Source organism: Radicibacter daui, from assembly GCA_030657355.1.
GTDB lineage: Bacteria > Pseudomonadota > Alphaproteobacteria > Radicibacterales > Radicibacteraceae > Radicibacter > Radicibacter daui.
The window spans coordinates 686240-704305 of the sequence record CP131056.1 but is presented as its reverse complement, the minus strand read 5'-3'; the positions used below and the strand labels follow the sequence as shown (position 1 = coordinate 704305).

13 protein-coding genes and 1 tRNA gene are annotated in these 18066 nt (G+C 64.3%); 8 read left to right on the top strand and 6 right to left on the bottom strand.

What is annotated here, in order from left to right:
• Window positions 1-29 precede the first annotated feature (29 nt).
• Complete coding sequence (locus tag QTL98_RS03320) at window positions 30-1934, bottom strand: heparinase II/III domain-containing protein (RefSeq protein WP_445680805.1); 1905 nt, start codon at window positions 1932-1934, stop codon at window positions 30-32.
• A 235-nt stretch (window positions 1935-2169) separates the two neighbouring features.
• Between QTL98_RS03320 and QTL98_RS03315 the strand changes: the two genes are divergently transcribed.
• Entirely contained in the window at window positions 2170-2733 is a 564-nt protein-coding gene (locus QTL98_RS03315; RefSeq protein ID WP_445680804.1) for a cytidine deaminase, read from the top strand.
• Between the two features lie 76 nt (window positions 2734-2809).
• Here QTL98_RS03315 and secA read toward each other — a convergent pair whose 3' ends face one another.
• Window positions 2810-5494: a preprotein translocase subunit SecA gene (secA, locus tag QTL98_RS03310; protein ID WP_445680803.1), complete on the bottom strand. Its 2685-nt coding sequence runs from the start codon at window positions 5492-5494 to the stop codon at window positions 2810-2812.
• A gap of 415 nt (window positions 5495-5909) precedes the next feature.
• Between secA and mgrA the strand changes: the two genes are divergently transcribed.
• From mgrA to QTL98_RS03290, 4 genes are all read left to right on the top strand, one after another.
• On the top strand, window positions 5910-6941 hold the full coding sequence (mgrA, locus tag QTL98_RS03305; protein ID WP_445680802.1) for an L-glyceraldehyde 3-phosphate reductase: 1032 nt from the start codon (window positions 5910-5912) through the stop codon (window positions 6939-6941).
• Between the two features lie 262 nt (window positions 6942-7203).
• A complete protein-coding gene (locus tag QTL98_RS03300) occupies window positions 7204-8298 on the top strand; it encodes a hypothetical protein (protein ID WP_445680801.1) in 1095 nt (364 codons plus the stop codon).
• 98 nt (window positions 8299-8396) lie between these two features.
• Window positions 8397-8472: transfer RNA gene (locus QTL98_RS03295), tRNA-Ala, on the top strand.
• A 232-nt stretch (window positions 8473-8704) separates the two neighbouring features.
• Window positions 8705-9091 (top strand): hypothetical protein, encoded by a 387-nt coding sequence (locus QTL98_RS03290; RefSeq protein ID WP_445680800.1) that lies wholly within the window; start codon window positions 8705-8707, stop codon window positions 9089-9091.
• Between the two features lie 57 nt (window positions 9092-9148).
• Here QTL98_RS03290 and QTL98_RS03285 read toward each other — a convergent pair whose 3' ends face one another.
• The 4 genes from QTL98_RS03285 to gstA all read right to left on the bottom strand — a co-directional run bounded on the left by QTL98_RS03285 (window position 9149) and on the right by gstA (window position 12919).
• Window positions 9149-9904, bottom strand: coding sequence for a polyphosphate kinase 2 family protein (locus QTL98_RS03285; RefSeq protein ID WP_445680799.1), 756 nt, complete (start codon window positions 9902-9904; stop codon window positions 9149-9151).
• Between the two features lie 71 nt (window positions 9905-9975).
• A complete protein-coding gene (locus tag QTL98_RS03280; protein ID WP_445680798.1) occupies window positions 9976-11133 on the bottom strand; it encodes a DNA alkylation repair protein in 1158 nt (385 codons plus the stop codon).
• 130 nt (window positions 11134-11263) lie between these two features.
• Entirely contained in the window at window positions 11264-12262 is a 999-nt protein-coding gene (locus QTL98_RS03275) for a Gfo/Idh/MocA family protein (RefSeq protein WP_445680797.1), read from the bottom strand.
• Between the two features lie 42 nt (window positions 12263-12304).
• Window positions 12305-12919, bottom strand: coding sequence for a glutathione transferase GstA (gene gstA / locus QTL98_RS03270; RefSeq protein ID WP_445680796.1), 615 nt, complete (start codon window positions 12917-12919; stop codon window positions 12305-12307).
• A gap of 415 nt (window positions 12920-13334) precedes the next feature.
• Between gstA and QTL98_RS03265 the strand changes: the two genes are divergently transcribed.
• Genes QTL98_RS03265 through QTL98_RS03255 form a run of 3 tightly spaced genes read left to right on the top strand, consistent with a single transcriptional unit; the run spans window position 13335 to window position 18055 of the window.
• On the top strand, window positions 13335-15110 hold the full coding sequence (locus QTL98_RS03265; RefSeq protein WP_445680795.1) for an N-acetylglutaminylglutamine amidotransferase: 1776 nt from the start codon (window positions 13335-13337) through the stop codon (window positions 15108-15110).
• A gap of 37 nt (window positions 15111-15147) precedes the next feature.
• Window positions 15148-16902 carry an N-acetylglutaminylglutamine synthetase gene (gene ngg / locus QTL98_RS03260; RefSeq protein WP_445682078.1) on the top strand — a complete coding sequence of 585 codons (1755 nt, stop codon included), beginning with the start codon at window positions 15148-15150 and terminating at the stop codon, window positions 16900-16902.
• Window positions 16883-18055, top strand: a complete 1173-nt coding sequence (locus tag QTL98_RS03255) for an osmoprotectant NAGGN system M42 family peptidase (RefSeq protein WP_445680794.1) — start codon at window positions 16883-16885, stop codon at window positions 18053-18055. Before ngg ends, QTL98_RS03255 begins: the two co-directional genes overlap by 20 nt.
• Window positions 18056-18066: the final 11 nt, after the last annotated feature.

The following is an 18066-nucleotide window of genomic DNA, read 5'->3' as shown; positions in this document are numbered from 1 at the left end:
TAGCTGGTGTCTGCTGCGCCGCCCGGGATTCAGGATGCGATGGTGGGGCTGGTGACGGAGAAGGTAACCGGCCGCTCTACCGGCCAGTGCGCCAATGGCTTGTCATCCGGCCCGGCCACCGTTCCTTCCGGCAGCAGCAGCACTTCGATCACGCGCTGCCGAGGGTGCCCGACACATTCCGGCAGGGCAATGGCCAGCTTGCTGACGCCGGTATTGGCATCCTGCGGCGGCGGCTGCCAGGCGGAGGCAACCGTAAAGGTCGCCGAAGCCGGCAGCAGCAGCTTTGCCACCAGCTTCTTGCCGTTCTGCTCCATGAGCGCCGAACGCCCGTCCGCCGCGATGGTGACCGTTGCCCGCGTGTGGAGCCCCCAGCCGATATCGGCGCTAACCCAGGGGGCGATCTCGTCCCGCACCATCAGCGCCGCATCCGCCAGCACGCGCAGACCGCGCCGCACCGAGCCGGCGGGGGCGGAATAGGCGGCGGAAAGATCGGCGATGGCATGCGGCTGCGGATCATCCATACCGGAAGCGTCCAGCGGCGTGCTGGCGGTATCGAGCTGGTTGACCCCGCCGATCACCAGCGTGTTGTGGCCGGCGGTGGAGAGCCTGTAGTACCGCCCACGCAAGAGGTCCTCGAAATACCCCGGCAGACCATAATTGTCGTTGCCGAGATCAATGGCCCAGCGCTCCCCCAGCGCCTCATAGACGAAGGTGCCAAGATCGAAATGGGTGTGGTGGCCGGGGATGGTGCCGGCCTTGAAGGCAAAGAACGGCACCGCCTTGCCGGCATCGCTGTCGTCCCAGCGGCTGCGCCAGGCCACCATCTCCACCGAGGGGAAATAATCCCAGTTGCTGAGGCCGAGCGCCGCCGGGCTCTGGCCGGGACCGCTCTGCCAGAGAAGGGAAAAGGCAAGGCGCTTGCTGCTGGGGCTGGAAAAGCCCGTGCTGGTAAGGGTGTACCAGCCAAGCCAGGTATCCTGCGGACGGTTGAAGCGCGTGCCCGTCCAGCCGAGAGGCACCAGGGCGATGCTGTCGTCGCAGTCGGAGAAGTTGAACGGCACGCCGGAGGGGCCGGCCGTGTGCAGCACAAAATCGCCGGTGGTGGCAAACCCGGCATAGGCGGAAAGGCCACCATCGGGCGTGGCGGTATCCTCCAGCGCGCTGATCATCATCGCCGCATAGCGCGTGGCAAGCGCCCAGTAGCTGGGGCCTTCGTTCCACGCGCCTTCCGGCGCATAGAAGGCAAAACCGAGCTTGACGCTGTCGAGCGCTAGAGCCAACGCCTCGGCAGCTTCCGGATCATGCTCGCGGGCAACCAGGGCGGCGAGGGTAATGCCGCCGTTGCACACGATGTTCCAGTTGTTGGGCCAGTAGGGCCAGCCGGAATGGGTAAAGTTGCCGACGCGCAGCCGGTCGAGGCCCGGCTTCAGGATGAGGCGGTGCAGCCCCGCCTCCATCCGCTTGCGCTCGATGGGGTTGATGTAGCCGGCAGCCCAGTCGGTGCCGAGCGCCACGGCGGCGCCCATCTGCGCGACAGACAGAAAGACTTCCGGCGGGGCGCTCGGATGCTCCCAGTCATGGAAGGACACGAGCGAGTCCAGCTCGTCCACCAGCCGTTCGGCATAACGCTCGTCCTCGCTCAACAGCCAGCTGAGGCCGAGAATGGTGGTGCGGCGTTCCGCCTCGCGGGCGGTATAGAGCAGGATCGGCTCGGTTGCGCCGTTATCGACATCGATCCATTCCGGATCGAGCGGCGGTTGCTGCAGCAGGTCGTTCGCCTTGCCGATCATCTTGGTATAGAGCTTCATCACCGCCGGATCAGCCGCCATGGCAGCCTTGACGGCGACGAGCCGCGCCGGCGTTGCCAGCAGCGTCGGTTCGGCATGCAGCGCGGCAGATCGGCCGATGCGGACCGGGCCGGTGGAAGAAGTCATAACGGCAGGCTCCCTGTTCCCGTAACGCGAGGCGGGCCGTTTTATATGGGCGAGTTGGTCAACTCCCGCACTTCGGCCCCTTATCTTCAGGATAACAACCGAAAATTGCCGCAACGGCAACAGCCTCACGCGCCTTACATTGCCGCGTGCCCAAATGGGAGCTTGTAGCCGGTGAGGCGAAGGGCAATGTTAGGCGCCGGCAACAGCCGGCATCTGGCTCCCGAAGAGGATATCCATGGTTACCATCACCCTTCCCGCCCGCGACCTGCCCGACAGCGTGATCGACACCGCCCACGGGCGCATCGTCGTGCCGGGGCACCGGCTGCCGGAAAAGAAGGTGGAGGTGGACCCGGCGCTGGTCGCCGATCTGGTGAAGGCGGCGCGCGCCAATGCGGGGCGCGCCTATGCCCCCTTCTCCCATTTCCATGTCGGCGCTGCGCTCGTAATGGCGGACGACCCGGAAGGGCGCATCCATGCCGGCGCCAATATCGAGAACAGCTCTTACGGCGTGTGTTCCTGCGGCGAGCGCACCGCGCTCAACCATGCCGCCGGGCTCGGCTTCCGGCGCATCAAGTACCTCGCCGTCTCCTGCGCCTCGGCGCTCGACGCCCCGCTTGCCGACCGCTCGCCCTGCGGCATCTGCCGGCAGGCGATCAAGGAATTCACCGCAAAGGATTTCAGTGCCGACGACGCGCTGATCTTTATCGATACCGGCGATAACAGCGGCGTGCTGTGTGAGGTGATGGATATCGAACGCCTGCTGCCCTACGGCTTCAATTTCGGCGGCCCGGCCGGCTAAGCCCCCCGGAACGCACAAAAACAAAAAGGCCCCCTCCAGATGGAGGGGGCCTTTTTGTTTGAAGAAACAACCAGCCTCAGGCCGTTACCCGGCCGTGGCAGTGCTTGAACTTCTGGCCGCTGCCGCAGGGGCAATCGGCGTTACGGCTGGTATTGGCCCATTCCGGCGGCAGGTAGGGCGGGCTGAGGTCCGCCAGCGCCGGATTCGCGGCCGGACCGGCCGGCGCGGCGGGCGGCGGCGGAGCGGCCTGGATCTGCACACGGGAGAGCCAGAGGGTCACTTCCTCCCGCAGACGCTCCAGCATGCCCTCGAAGAGGTTGAAGGCCTCGCGCTTGTACTCATTGAGCGGATCGCGCTGGCCATAGGCACGCAGGGAAATGCCCTGGCGCAGGTGGTCGAGAGCGAGCAGGTGCTCCTTCCAGATACGATCCAGCAGGGTCAGCAGGATGTCGCGCTCAAGACCGCGGAAGCTGGAGAACTGCAGGCTGTAGCCCTGGGCGGCAGCCTCGGCGGCCACTTTCTCGAACTGGGCACGCAGGCCTTCCATGTGCGCGTCGTGCAGCGCCCGCACGCGCTCCTCGATCTCGGCGCCGCCGACACCCTCTTCCTTCGCCCACTCGCTCACCGGTGCATCGAGCGCCAGCACACGGCGCACTTCCTCGTGCAGGCCGGAGACGTTCCACTGCTCGGCATAGCTGTTTTCGGGGATATTGGCCGTCACCAGTCCATTGATGGTGGCAAGACGCATATCCTCGATGGTCTCCGACACATCCTCGGCTTCCATGATCTCGAGGCGCTGCTCGTAAACGACCTTGCGCTGGTCGTTCATCACGTCGTCGAACTTCAGCACGTTCTTGCGCATGTCGAAGTGCTGGGCCTCGACCTTGGACTGCGCCTTGGCCAGAGCCTTGTTGAGCCATGGATGGTCGATAGCCTCGTCTTCCTTGAGGCCCAGCTTGTCCAGCATGCCGGCAATGCGGTCGGAACCGAAGATGCGCATCAGGTCGTCTTCCAGCGACAGGAAGAACTTGGAAGCGCCCGGGTCGCCCTGACGGCCGGAGCGGCCGCGCAGCTGGTTGTCGATGCGGCGGCTTTCATGCCGTTCGGTGCCGATGATGTAGAGACCGCCGGCGGCCAGCACCTTTTCCTTGTTGGCGGCAACCTCGGCGGTGATCGCCTCGGCCTTCGCCTTGCGCTCGGCTTCGTCGGTGACGCTGGCCAGTTCGCTCTCGATGCGCATCTCGGCATTGCCGCCGAGTTTGATGTCGGTGCCGCGGCCCGCCATGTTGGTGGCGATGGTCACCGCAGACGGCTCGCCGGCCTGGGCGATGATGTAGGCCTCGCGCTCATGATGGCGCGCGTTTAGCACCTGGTGCTTGACCTTGCGGCGGGTGAGCTCGGCGGAAAGCTGCTCGGACTTCTCGATCGAGACGGTGCCGACCAGAACCGGCTGGCCACGGGTGGCGCAATCCTCGATCTGCTTGACGATGGCGTCGTACTTGGCGGCACGGGTCTTGTAGACCTCGTCGTTATTGTCGATGCGCGCAACCGGCACGTTGGTCGGAATCTCGACCACTTCGAGATTGTAGATCTCGGCGAACTCGCCGGCCTCGGTCGCGGCCGTACCGGTCATGCCGGCCAGCTTGGGATAGAGGCGGAAGTAGTTCTGGAAGGTGATGGATGCCAGCGTCTGGTTTTCCTGCTGGATCTTCACATGTTCCTTGGCTTCCAGCGCCTGGTGCAGGCCCTCGGAATAACGCCGGCCTTCCATCATGCGGCCGGTGAACTCGTCGATGATGACGACCTTGCCGTCCTTGACGATGTAATCGGTATCGCGGCGGAAGAGCGTGTGCGCCTTGAGGGCGGCAGTGACGTGGGCAACAAGGTTTACGTTGTGGGCGTCATAAAGCTCGCCGGTCGGCAGCAGCCCCTGCTCGCGGGCAAGGTTCTGCACCTTCTCCATGCCCTCTTCCGTGAGGGTGACGGAGCGCAGCTTCTCGTCCTTCTCGAAATCCTCGGCGCCAAGGCCGCGCATCAGCGTATCGACGGCGACATACATCTCCGAGCTGTCCTGCGCGGCGCCAGAGATGATGAGCGGGGTGCGCGCCTCGTCGATGAGGATCGAGTCCACTTCGTCGACGATGGCGAAGTTGAAGGGACGCTGCACCATGTCGGCGCGGCGGAACTTCATATTGTCGCGCAGGTAGTCGAAGCCGAATTCGTTGTTGGTGCCGTAGGTAACGTCGCACGCATAGGAGACGCGGCGCTCGTTATCGTCCTTGCCATGCACGATGACGCCGGTGGTGAGCCCCAGCCAGCCGTAAAGGCGGGACATGGTCTCGGCGTCGCGCTTGGCGAGGTAGTCGTTAACGGTGACGACATGCACGCCCTTGCCGCCAAGAGCGTTGAGATAGACCGCGAGGGTGGCAACCAGCGTCTTGCCTTCGCCGGTCTTCATCTCGGCGATGCGGCCCTGATGCAGCACAGCGCCGCCGACAAGCTGGACATCGAAGGGGCGCATGCCGAGGGCACGAACGGAGGCCTCGCGCACGGTGGCGAAGGCTTCGGGCATGAGCTGGTCGAGTGTTTCGCCGGCGGCAAGACGATCGCGGAAGCGCTGGGTCTGCGCCTTCAACTCGTCGTCCGACATCGCCTTCATCTGCGGCTCAAGCGCGGAGACTTCCTTGACGACACTGGCAAGACGCTTGACTGCACGGTCGTTGGCGGAGCCGAACAAGGCACGCGCGAGGGCACCGATCATACTCGTTCCTCGAATGTCCCCCTTACCGGGGGCCTGTTTTATGCGACCGGCCCTCTGGTGCGCATGACTGCGCGAAATACCCAGGATGAGGACCGGACCGGGAAACTCGGGTGACAGCAAAATGCCCGTCCGGAAGACGAACCTTCTTGCCGCACGTTCCACATAAGGATGGGCAGGGGCACTGTCAACGTCGGCGGGGGGCGACGCTGGCGCGCACCGCCCGCAAAGGCGGCAGTTCGCCTGCTTTTCGGCTGCTCCGCCCCGTTGGAAACGGACGATCCGCAACCCGGTTCCCCGGTCCCGGGAAATGCCCTTTTCCGTGAGTGGCTTTACAGCCATCCGCGCCTTGACCTAAAAGCGTCATTAGATCGATTTAAAAAGAAATCAGACACTTGTTCCCGAGGAGGCACGCCCCATGAGCATCTATCGTCCGGCAGAAGAGCGCTACGAGCGGATGCAGTACCGCCGCACCGGCCGCTCCGGCCTGCACCTGCCCGCCATCTCGCTCGGCCTGTGGCACAATTTCGGCCACATCACCCAGTATGAGCGCTCGCGCGACATGGTGCTGACCGCCTTCGACCTCGGCATCACCCATTTCGACCTCGCCAACAATTACGGCCCGCCCCCGGGCAGCGCGGAAGAGTGTTTCGGCGAGATTCTGAAACGCGACCTCAAGCCCTGGCGCGATGAACTGATCGTCTCCAGCAAGGCCGGCTACCGCATGTGGCCGGGCCCCTATGGCGAGTGGGGCAGCCGCAAGTACCTGATCGCCAGCTGCGACCAGAGCCTGAAGCGCATGGGGCTCGACTATGTCGACATTTTCTATTCCCACCGCTTCGACCCGAATACGCCGCTGGAAGAAACGATGATGGCGCTGGACCACATCGTGCGGTCGGGCCGCGCGCTTTATGCCGGCATCTCCTCCTACTCCGCCCAGCGCACGGCTGAGGCCGCTGCCATCCTCAAGGAACTGGGCACGCCCTGCCTCATCCACCAGCCCAGCTACAACATGCTGAACCGCTGGGTGGAACAGGGCCTGATGGACACGCTGGGAGACGAAGGCATCGGCTGCATTGCCTTTACCCCGCTGGCGCAGGGCATGCTGACTGACCGCTACCTCAAAGAGGTGCCGGCCGACAGCCGGGCGGCGAACCCGACCGGTGCGCTCAAGGAAGCTGCACTGACCGAGCAGACGCTCAGCAAGATCCGCGCGCTCAACGACATGGCGGCAAAGCGCGGCCAGACGCTGGCGCAGATGGCCCTTGCCTGGGTGCTGCGCGACCAGCGCGTGACCTCCGCCCTTATCGGCGCCAGCCGCGCCGAACAGGTAAGGGACTGCGTGAAGGCCCTCGACAAGCTGGACTTCACCGCCGACGAGCTGGCCGAGATCGACCGGCACGCGACCGAATCCGGCATCAATCTCTGGGCCCGTTCCAGCGCAGATTAAAGCCTGACTGCCGGCCGCAGGAATCCCGGAAGCCCGGATTCCTGCGGCCTGCGACAATTAGATCAAATTTTATTTATTGTTTTTCCGGAAATACGCTATTTTCCGCAGCACAACCGGCAGGAAGCCGGGGCGCCCCCTGCGGCATGACGCCGCGCGGGGGGAGTTTCTCTCAGGATGAGAGGTCTGGGACCATGCAGGACCCGCTTCGCACACGCACGTGCCTTGCTTTTCTGCGCCCGGCCTCGCCAGGGGTACGGGTGTCATGATTTCAGATAATTTCGGCAGCCTCACACGGCTCGGCCAGTCTCTTTTCGACAATTTCCGCAGCGGGCGCGGGCTGGATGACAGCCTTGGCCTTGGCAATTCCCTGACCGGCGGCGCTTCGAGCGCCGGGCAGATTGCCAATGGCAGCAACGCCGGCGGCAACTCCACCTCCTCCGACAACAGCGGTACCGGCAGCGGACGCCATGGTGCAGCCAGCGTGCTCGACCTCTCCGGACGCCTGCAGGCCGGCACCAACGGCCGCAGCGCGTCCAGCGCCGGCGACGATGCCGCCGACGGCACCGCGACCGGCAGCGGCGCTGTCACCGCCACCGGCACCTCCAAGGACAGTACAACCGACCCGATCGAGGCGGCGTTCCAGCTGCTGCAACGCGACCTCACCTCCATGCTCGGCATGGTCGGCTACAATGATGACCAGGCCTCGCAAGGCGCCGCTGCGCTGACGGATGCCGCGCGCAAAGCCTATGCCCAGGGCAATGCCTTCTCCATCTCCGCCGTCGCCATCGACACGCTGGAGCAGTACAGCCAGGGGCCCAATGGCTCCATGTATATGGGCACGCTCTCGGCCAAGTCGCTGGAGCTTTATGTCGACCCGGCAACGGGCACCTTCTCCGCCAAGGCAGTGTCGGTGGAAATCCAGAAGGTCGCCGCCGAGCAAACGCAGGCTGCAAGCGGCCAGTCTTCGGACGGCGCCGGCAGCGGCAATACCATCGACAATCTGCCGGTCTATACGCCGACCTTCTCCATCCCGCAGAACGAGGGCAAGGGCCTCGACCCGGCCGAGCTGGTCAAGAAGCTGCGCAAGATGATGGAAGAACTGGAAAAGGCCCGTCAGGCCAAGGCGGAAGCCGAGCAGGAGCAGCTCCAGGCTGCTGCCAAAAAGGCGGCGCAGCAGGACCCGAAGCTGGCAAGCCAGATCAACGTCACCGCCATGGCAAATTCCACCAGCCAGCCTTCCGACGGCGTCTATATGGCGCTGCGCCTCGACGCCTCGGTGCCGATCTTCGGAACCCCGAAGGACATCGAAAAGGGCGAGGGCGATGTGAAGATGCCGAAGGTGAATGTCGTCACCTGAAATGGTGGCTGCGCGCGGGCCCAAACCCGCGCGCAGCCACATGAAACCGGCTTGACAGGCGGTCTTTCGGGGCCCTATACGTCCGACACTTCAAGGCAGGGGCTGTAGCTCAGTTGGGAGAGCGCCTCGTTCGCAATGAGGAGGTCAGGGGTTCGATTCCCCTCAGCTCCACCACTTCCTGCCTGACTGATTTTTCCTTAAAATCCGGCCTTTAAAACCGCCCGCGACCGGGTGGCACTGAGTCATTCGGTCATCGTCCGCAAGCCGGATACCCAAGGCCGATTTCTCATAAAATTTGTCTCGCATTTTATCTAAATTTTCTTTAAATTTACCAAATCCCCGTCATGCAGACGGGTAGGCACCCTCGCAGCCGGCGCACCGGCGCATTTCAACCAGGAAGGTTGTCATGAGTGCAGCATTTACCCGCGTGGGCCGACGCATGGCCCAGTTCTTTTATAATGCCCTTACCGAAGAAGTGCCGGTCCAGAAGACGGATCCGGGCTATCGCCTTGCCACCAGCCGCGATGGCTGGCCAAAGGGCAAGCCGCGCCGTCGCTCGCTACTGGAAGAGGATGTCGAGGGCGAAGCCCCCTACACCGCCGATGTGGACTGGCTGGAGGCAAGCAAACTTGCCGTCGGCTGCCTGATCCTGGCCGGGCGCCCGCGCCACCAGGCCCAGCGCATCGCCGAGCGCCTGACGAAGGACAACTGGCTGCAAGCCGAAGTCGTTCGCCTTGCCGGCCCGCGCGCCGACGCCATGACCATCGCCATGACGCTCGCCAGCGCGGTCTGAACCACCGGCCTTCCCAGGCACGGGCTTCTGCGACAGGACTGACCGGGACGGACGCGGCTACTTGCTGCCGCGCTCCCCCCGCAACTGCTCTTCCATGAAGGCCTTGACCAGCGGCGGCACATCCGGCGGCGCCACATCCACGCCTTTGCCGAGCACCTTCAGGATCTCGGAAAGGCCGTCGCAGCGCGCGGCGTGCTTGTCATTGGCATCGACCCGGTACCATTCGGCGCCGGGCTGGCTCGTCAGCTTGACCATGTCGCGATAAGCGTCCGCATAGGCGTCCCAGTGGGCGCGGTTGCGGATATCGTCCTCGGTCAGCTTCCACCGCTTGCCGGGTTCGGTATAGCGTTCAAGGAAACGCTTCATCTGCTCTTCCGGCGAGATATCGAGGAAGAGCTTGCACAGGCGGATGCCACTATCGACCAGGGTGCGCTCGAAGGCGTTGATCTCGTCATAGGCACGCTTCCACTCCACCTCGGTGGCGAAGCCTTCGATCCGCTCCACCAGCACGCGGCCGTACCAGGAGCGGTCGAAGATGGCGATCTCGCCGGTCAGCGGCACCCGTTCCCAGAAGCGCTGCAGCCAGTGCTGCCGGCGCTCATGCGCGCTGGGGGCGGAGATTTGCCATACCCTGAGCGGGCGCGGGTCGAGCGCCCAGCCAATGCGGCGGATAAGGCCGCCCTTGCCAGCCGCATCCCACCCTTCAAGGGCGATGATGCCTTTCAGCCCTTGCCGCCCGTAGGCATGCTGAAGCAGGGCCAGTTCTTCCTGCAAACGCGCAAGGCGTTCGATGTTCTTGTCTTTTCCGCTCATGGAGCGAACTGTGCGCCATCCCCGCCCCGCACGCCAAGAGCGAACTTGGCCGCAATCCTTCGGCCCTTCGTTCAGCCAAGATCGAGCCGGAAACGGCCATCGCCATGGCGGATGCCGTTGATCTGAACTTCCAGCCGGTGCTCGCCGGCATAATAGGTGCGCGTGGTGATGGGCCGCACGGCATGCCGGCGCGTGAAGATGATGCTTCCGCCCGGCGCCAGGGTAACCACCTTGCCCTTGAAGACCTTGGGCGAAAGCGTGCCGCGCGCCGTCACGTGATGGACGACATAATCGACCGCCACCTTGACCGGCGCCGATGCGGCAGAGTTCAGCGTCGCCGTAAACTCCAGCGCTCCGCCAAGGGTGACGGTCGGCGTCAGCACTTCCAGCGCGCCGAGGGTGATGTCGCCAGCCCCTGCTCCCTCCCCGCCAAAGCCCAGAACCGCCAATGCCCCGGCATGGCCGCGCTTGATGAGGCCGCGGCAGGCATGGCGCAGCAGGGCCGCCCGCTCACGCGATGCCCACTCTGACCAGCGCTGCGCAAGTTCCACCACCAACTCCGGATGGTCGCGGGCGATATCGTTGAGATTGTTGGCAACAGACCGGCGCACATAGTCGGACGGATCATCCTTGAGCGCTTCCAGAAGCGGCAGGAGCGGCGCCGGATCGGCAATGAAGCCCGGCAGTTGCGGCGCCCAGGGCAGGCGCGGGCGCGTGCCTTCGCTCACCAGCCGGCGCACATGCTCGCTGGGATGGGAGAGCCAGCCGGCAAGAATGGCAAGCGAGGCTTCCGGTTCGGCCAGCAGCACTGCACGAATGGCGAACTCACTGGAAAAATGCCGGGTCATTTCCTTGAGGAGATCGAGCACCTCTGCTGTCCGCCCGGCCCCGATCCGAACGGCCGCGGCCCCCATCGGCATGATGGGCCACCCCCTGATCCCTTCTTCATCCGACGCCATGCCGGAAAGCGGGCCATCGGCATCCGGATGCAGGCTGGCGCGAAGCAGTGCGTCGGTCACCACGAAGCCGGCCGGCAGAAACCGGACCAGCGCTTCCTCGATATGGGCGGCGCGCTGTTTCAGCTCCAGCGCCTCCAGCCCCGTTCCCGCCATCTCGACGAAACCGGCAGCATCGAAGCCGGTGCCGACCTGCCCGGCGGCCCGGTGAAGATGGCGGGCCATCTCGCGCACCACGGCACGGTTAAACACATTCTTGAACGGCTCAGCCATCGACAGCTCCTGGCTACGGCCTCAGATGAGGCTTTTGTTCCTATTTTGTTCTTATCGCACCGACGGCCAAAAAGAAAGCCCCGGCGATCAGCCGGGGCCCTCCGCAGCCTGAAACGCTCGTCCGCAGTCTTCAGGGGCTTTCCCACTTGCCGCTTTCCGTCGAACGGAAAAAGGCATCCATGATCCGGGCGGTCGCGAGCGCATCCTCGAGCGGCCAGGGCGCCACCTCCTGCCCGCGGGCGGCGCGGGCAAAACCATCCACCAGCAGGGCATACTGGTTGGCGGGCGGAATGGCGATGGCTTCGCCGAGCCCGGGCAGATCGTCGCCATCGCTCACATAAAGCCGCGTCAAACCGCCATTGGGAGCATTGAACGGCATGGCGATCTGGATATGGCCGGTTTCGCCGAAGGCATGGACACGCTGATAATTCACCCGGTCGATGGCGGTGGTAAAGCTGGCCTGCCGGCCCCCGGAAAAGCGCATCATGCCATCGAAGGCATGGTCGGCGCCCAGCGGCCCGCGCGCCAGCTGGCCAATCACCGCCTCCGGCTCCTCGCCGAAGAAATAACGGGCGGCAGTGATGCAGTAGATGCCGATATCGAGCAGCGCGCCGCCGCCCTTGCTGGCATCGAGCCGGTAATCCTCCGGCGAGACCCGGCCGAAGCTGAAGGCCGCCTGCACGGACTTGAGCGCGCCGATACGCCCATCGCGGATCAGCGCGCGCGCCTTCTGCCACTGCGGGTGATGGCGCACCATCAGCCCGTCAAGCGCCAGCTTGCCGGTGGCATCGCGGGCGGCGATCAGCTTTTCCACCTCGCCGGCATTAAGGCCGACCGGCTTTTCCACCAGCACATGCTTGCCCGCTTCCAGCGCGGCGATGGCAAGCCGCACATGCACATCGTTGGGCAGCGGGATATAGACGCCATCCACCTCCGGATCGGCCAGCAGCGCCTCGTAGCCTTCATGAGAACGGGTAATGCCGTGCTGACGGGCATAGGAGCGGGCACGCTCGCCCGAGCGGGCGGCAACGGCCACCACTTCGCCTTCCCGGCCGGCACGCACGGCAGGGATAAAGGCACGCTCGGCAATACGGGCCGCCCCCAGAATACCCCAGCGAAATTCCGTCATTATGATCCTCCCCACCCGTTATTCGATTGCCGCCGGCCCTTGTCAGCCGGGGATCAGCCCTTCCGCTTCCATCGCCGCGCGCACCGCAGGGCGCGCCAGCAGGCGGCGGTGATAGTCCCCGATCTGTGGCCAATCGGAGAAGTTGAAATTGAGCGTATCGGCCCAGCCGAGCATGGAGACGGCATAGGCATCGGCCACGGTGAAGTCCGGCCCCATGAGCCAGGGACGCCCGTCTGCCAGCTTTTTTGCCACATAACCGAAACGGGCCTGCACGGCCGACCGGACAACGAGGCGATAATCTTCTGGCATGGAGCGGGAAAAAAGCGGCGTCAGCAGGGCATGCAGTTCGGTGGCGATAAAATTGAGCCACTCCTGCAGCCGGTAGCGCGCCGGGCTGCCGGGTGCCGGGGCCAGCGCCTTTTCCGGCGCATGGTCCGCCACATATTGCAGCAGCACGGCCACTTCGGTCAGCACCGCGCCGTCATCGAGTTCTAGCGCCGGCACCTTGCCCTTGGGGTTGATGGCCAGATAATCGGCACCGCTTTCGGTGCGCTTGCCGGCAAAGCTGACCCGCTCCAGATCGAAATCCAGCCCTGCCTCAACGAGCGCAACATGCACGGCAAGCGCGCAGGAGCCGGGCGCGTAATAGAGTTTCATGGCCAGTGATGCCTCCCCTTTTGGGGAAGAGTAGCCCGGCGGGCCGTGTTGTCCAGCCGTGTCCCGGGCCCTACTTGCCTGAACCCCGGACAGCGGCCTTCGCCCACACCTGAAATCAATCTAACTTTTCAGAAAATCACCGCGGATGATGAGGAAAATTCTCATAAGCGCAATGGTCATAAATTCCTTTTAATATGAGGGTGTCAGGCGATATTTCCGGCACCAGAATACAATCTTGATCTCACCATATATCGCCCCTGCATTTGAAATTTTGAACCAACTGCCCTACATATTCATTCAACAGGCGCGGATAACACCCGCGCCTTTTGCTTTTATCCCGTTCCGGGCGGCCATGGATTTGGTCGGCAGAAAGGACCCCTGAGCAAGGCCTGAAGAAAAGGAAGGTGTGAGCCCTATGTGTGGAATTGCCGGAGAGATACGTTTCGATGGTTCGTTTGCCGATACCTCCGCTGTCGACAGGATGGTGTCGGTACTGGCCCCGCGGGGGCCGGATGGCAGCGGGGTTCTGGCAAGAGGGCCGGTTGCCTTCGGCCACCGGCGCCTCAGGATCATCGATCTCTCCGAAAATGCCGCCCAGCCGATGACGGACCCGGCGCTTGGCCTGACCGTCGTCTTCAATGGCTGCATCTATAACTATCCCGAGCTCAGGGCCGAACTGGTGGCAAAGGGCTACAGCTTCTTTTCCCACGGCGACACCGAGGTGATCCTCAAGGCGTTCCATTGCTGGGGCGAGGCGTGCGTGGAGCGCTTCCACGGCATGTTCGCCTTTGCCATCCATGAGCGCGAAAGCGGCGCGGTGACGGTGGCGCGCGACCGGTTTGGCATCAAGCCGTTCTATTATTCCCGCAAAGGGGCGCGGCTGCGCTTTGCCTCCTCCCTGCCGGCCATCCTGGCGGCGGGCGACGTAGATGGCGACATCGACAAGGCGGCGCTCCACAACTACATGAGCTTCCACGCCGTGGTGCCGCCGCCGCGCACCATCCTGAAGGGCGTCCGCAAGCTGCCGCCGGCCACCATCCGCCGTTACGAGGCCGATGGCAGCGAGCGCGAACACCGCTACTGGCAGCCCGCCTATCTGCGCCGGCCGGAAGATGCCGGGCTGACGCGCGAGGACTGGCGCGACCGGGTGCTGGAAGCGCTGCGCCTTGCCGTGCGCCGACGCATGGTGGCAGACGTGCCGGTGGGCGTGCTGCTTTCCGGCGGCGTCGATTCAAGCGTGATCGTCGGGCTGCTGGCCGAAGAGGGGCAGCATGACCTCAAGACCTTCTCCATCGGCTTTGAAGAAGCCAATGGCGAGAAGGGTGACGAGTTCGTCTATTCCGACCTGATTGCCCGGCACTACGGCACCGACCATCACAAGATCTTCGTGCCCGGCAGCGAGCTGATGGAAAACCTGCCCGGCACCATCAAGGCGCAGTCCGAGCCGATGGTCTCCTATGACAATATCGGCTTCTACCTGCTCTCCCGCGAGGTTTCGAAGCACATCAAGGTGGTGCAGTCGGGCCAGGGGGCGGACGAGGTTTTCGGCGGTTATCACTGGTATCCGCCGCTCGGCAACTCCAATGACGTGGTCGGGGACTATGCAAAAGTCTTCTTCGACCGGCCGCATGCCACACTTTCTACCCAGCTTGGCGCCGAGTGGATGCCGGAGGCGGATGAGAGCCTGGAACTGGTTGCCGCGCATCTGATGATGCCGGATGCGGCAACGCCGGTGGACCGGGCGCTAAGGCTGGATTCCCAGATCATGCTGGTCGACGACCCGGTCAAGCGCGTCGACAACATGACCATGGCCTGGGGGCTGGAAGCGCGCGTGCCCTTCCTCGACCATGAACTGGTGGAGCTGGCGGCGACTATCCCGCCGGAATTCAAGCTGGCCGATGGCGGCAAGGGCGTCCTGAAGGATGCCGCGCGGCAGGTCATCCCGCATGAGGTGATCGACCGCAAGAAGGGTTATTTCCCGGTTCCGCAGCTCAAATATATCGAGGGCCCGTTCCTCGACATGGTGAAGGACACGCTGACCTCCAGCGCCGCGACATCGCGCGGGCTCTTCCGCCCGGAATGGCTGGACAAGCTCTTTGCCGCCCCGTCCGAGCACATCACGCCGCTGAGGGGTTCCGAGCTCTGGCAGGCCGCCCTGCTGGAGATGTGGTTGCAGGCGCATCAGATCTGAAGGGGGCGCTGCCATGTCGATGAAAACAGAGGCCGGGATGCAGGAGACGGCAGCCGACGAGTTGCCGCCGGGTGAGGCCGCCGCCAACTACGCCCTCGATTGCGGCTGGGGGCGGCTGATCTTTACCCAGACCTTCGACAGCGTGGAAAAGCTGACGGGCGCGCTGCGCGAGGAGAAGGCAGACTGCCGGGATATCGCGGTTTACGTGACCGACCCGCACGTGCTGCTGGCCAAAGCACCGCAGGAAATATTCCTCGACCCCTCGCATACCTTCCGGCTCGATCTGGCCGGATATCAGCCTGCCGGCCGCACGCCGCACGGCTTTTTTGTCCGGCGCCTCACTTCGCGCGACGATGCCGTGGCCATGAACCGCATCTATGCCTCCCGCGGCATGGTGCAGGTGCCGCCGGAATATTTCTGGTCCAAGCGCGATGCACGCTCGCTGATCTATTTCGTGGCGGAAGACGAGCGCACCGGCGAGATCATCGGCACGGTGACGGGCGTTGACCATGCCCGGGCCTTCAACGACCCGGAAAAGGGTGCCTCGCTCTGGTGCCTGGCAACCGACCCGCAGGCACGCCAGCCCGGTATTGGCGAGGTGCTGGTCCACCGGCTGGCGGAGTATTTCAAGGCACGGGGCGCGGCCTGGCTCGACCTTTCCGTGCTGCATGACAACGAGCAGGCGATTGCGCTTTACGAGAAGGTGGGCTTCGAGCGGGTGCCGCTGTTCTCCGTCAAGCGCAAGAACTCTATCAATGAGAAGCTCTTTACCGGCCCCCCGGAGGTGGAACAGGAGCTGAACCCCTATGCCGGCATCATCGTCAAGGAAGCGCGCCGGCGCGGCATCCAGGTGGATATCATCGATGCCGAGGGCGGCTTTTTCCGCATGACCTATGGCGGCAGCTTCGTGCGCTGCCGGGAGTCGCTCAGCGAGTACACAACGGCCGTTGCCATGTCGATTTGCGACGACAAGGCGGTGACCCGGCGGGTTGTCGAACGGGCCGGCGTGGTGGTGCCGCGGCAGATCGGCGCCGGTGAAGCCCCCGGAGCGATTGCCTCCTTCCTCAAGAAACATGGCAGCGTTGTCGTCAAGCCGGCGCGCGGCGAACAGGGCCGCGGCATCTCCATCGGCCTTACCAGTGTCGAGGCGGTGCAGGCAGCCATCGAGGATGCGCGGCAGGTCTCCAATGATGTGCTGATCGAGGAGATGATCGATGGGCAGGATCTGCGGCTGGTCGTTATCAACTTCAAACTGGTGGCGGCCGCCATCCGCAAGCCGCCGATGGTGATCGGCGACGGCCGGAGCACGATCGCTGAACTGATCGAAGCGCAAAGCCGCCGCCGCCGGGCGGCCACCGGCGGCGAATCCTCCATCCCCGTTGACGGCGAGACCGAGCGCACGCTCGCCGCCAGCGGCAAGCAGCTGGAAAGCGTGCTGGCGGAAGGCGAGACCCTGCTGGTGCGCAAGACGGCGAACCTGCACACCGGCGGCACCATTCATGACGTGACGGAAGTGGTGCACCCCACCCTCGTCCAGGCCGCCATCGAGGCAGCACGCGCCATCGACATTCCGGTGGTCGGCATCGACTTCATGGTGAAGTCGCCGCTGGAGGAGACTTACGCCTTCATCGAGGCCAACGAGCGGCCGGGGCTTGCCAACCACGAACCGCAGCCGACAGCCGAGCGCTTTGTCGACCTGCTGTTCCCGCTCTCGATGCCCACAAATGTGCGCAAGCTGCTGCACGCCCATGAACACCAGAACGGGGGAGCGCATGGCCCGGCTCAAGATTGACACCGACTATCTCCAGAAGGTGCTGGCGAAGCTGCTGTCGATCCCGAGCCCGACGGGATACACGGACACGGTCGTGCGCTACGTCACTCGGGAGCTGCAGAAGCTGGGGCTCGACGCCGAGCTGACGCGGCGCGGCGCCATCCGTGCCATTCGCCAGGGCTCCCAGCGCAAGGGCGCGCGTGCCATCGTGACCCATCTCGACACGCTCGGCGCGCAGGTAAAGCTGCTGAAGGAAAACGGGCGCCTGGCGCTGGTGCCCATCGGCCACTGGTCAGCGCGGTTTGCCGAAGGTGCGCGCACCACGCTCTTTACCGACAAGGGCGCCTATCGCGGCACCATCCTGCCGCTCAAGGCCTCCGGCCATACCTATAATGAAGAGATCGATACCCAGCCCGTAGGCTGGCCGCATGTGGAACTGCGCGTGGATGCGCTCGCGCGCAGCATTGCCGACCTCGAGCGGCTGGGTATCGAGATCGGCGATATCGTCGCCATCGATCCACAGCCGGAATTCATCGATAACGGCTTCATCGTCTCGCGCCATCTCGACAACAAGGCCGGCGTTGCCATCGCGCTCGCCGCCCTGAAGGCGATGCAGGACGACAATATGCGCACGCCGGTAGACATCCATTTCCTCTTCACGATTACGGAAGAGGTTGGCGTGGGCGCGGCATCGATCCTCACCCCCGATGTCGCCTCGATGATCGCAGTGGATAACGGCACCTCCGCGCCGGGGCAGAACTCGTCCGAATTCGGCGTTACCCTCGCCATGGCCGACCAGACCGGCCCGTTCGACTATCACCTGACCAAGAAGCTGGCGGCCCTGTGCGCGGAAAATGACATCCGCTGCCAGAAGGACATCTTCCGTTACTACCGCTCGGATTCAGCGAGCGCCGTGGAAGCGGGCGCCGATGTGCGCACGGCGCTGATCACCTTCGGCGTCGATGCCTCGCACGGCTATGAACGCATCCATATGCATGCGCTGCGCTCGCTCGCCGAGCTGATCACCGCCTATGCCGAAAGCAAGGTTGCCATCGTGCGCGACTTCGAGCCGACGAGCGAGGGCATCACGGGCTTTACCCGCCAACCGATCGAGGAAGCGCAGCAGGCGCTGAAGCCCGACATCGACAATGACGATCTCGGGCCCCAGAGCTGAGAGGAGGCGAC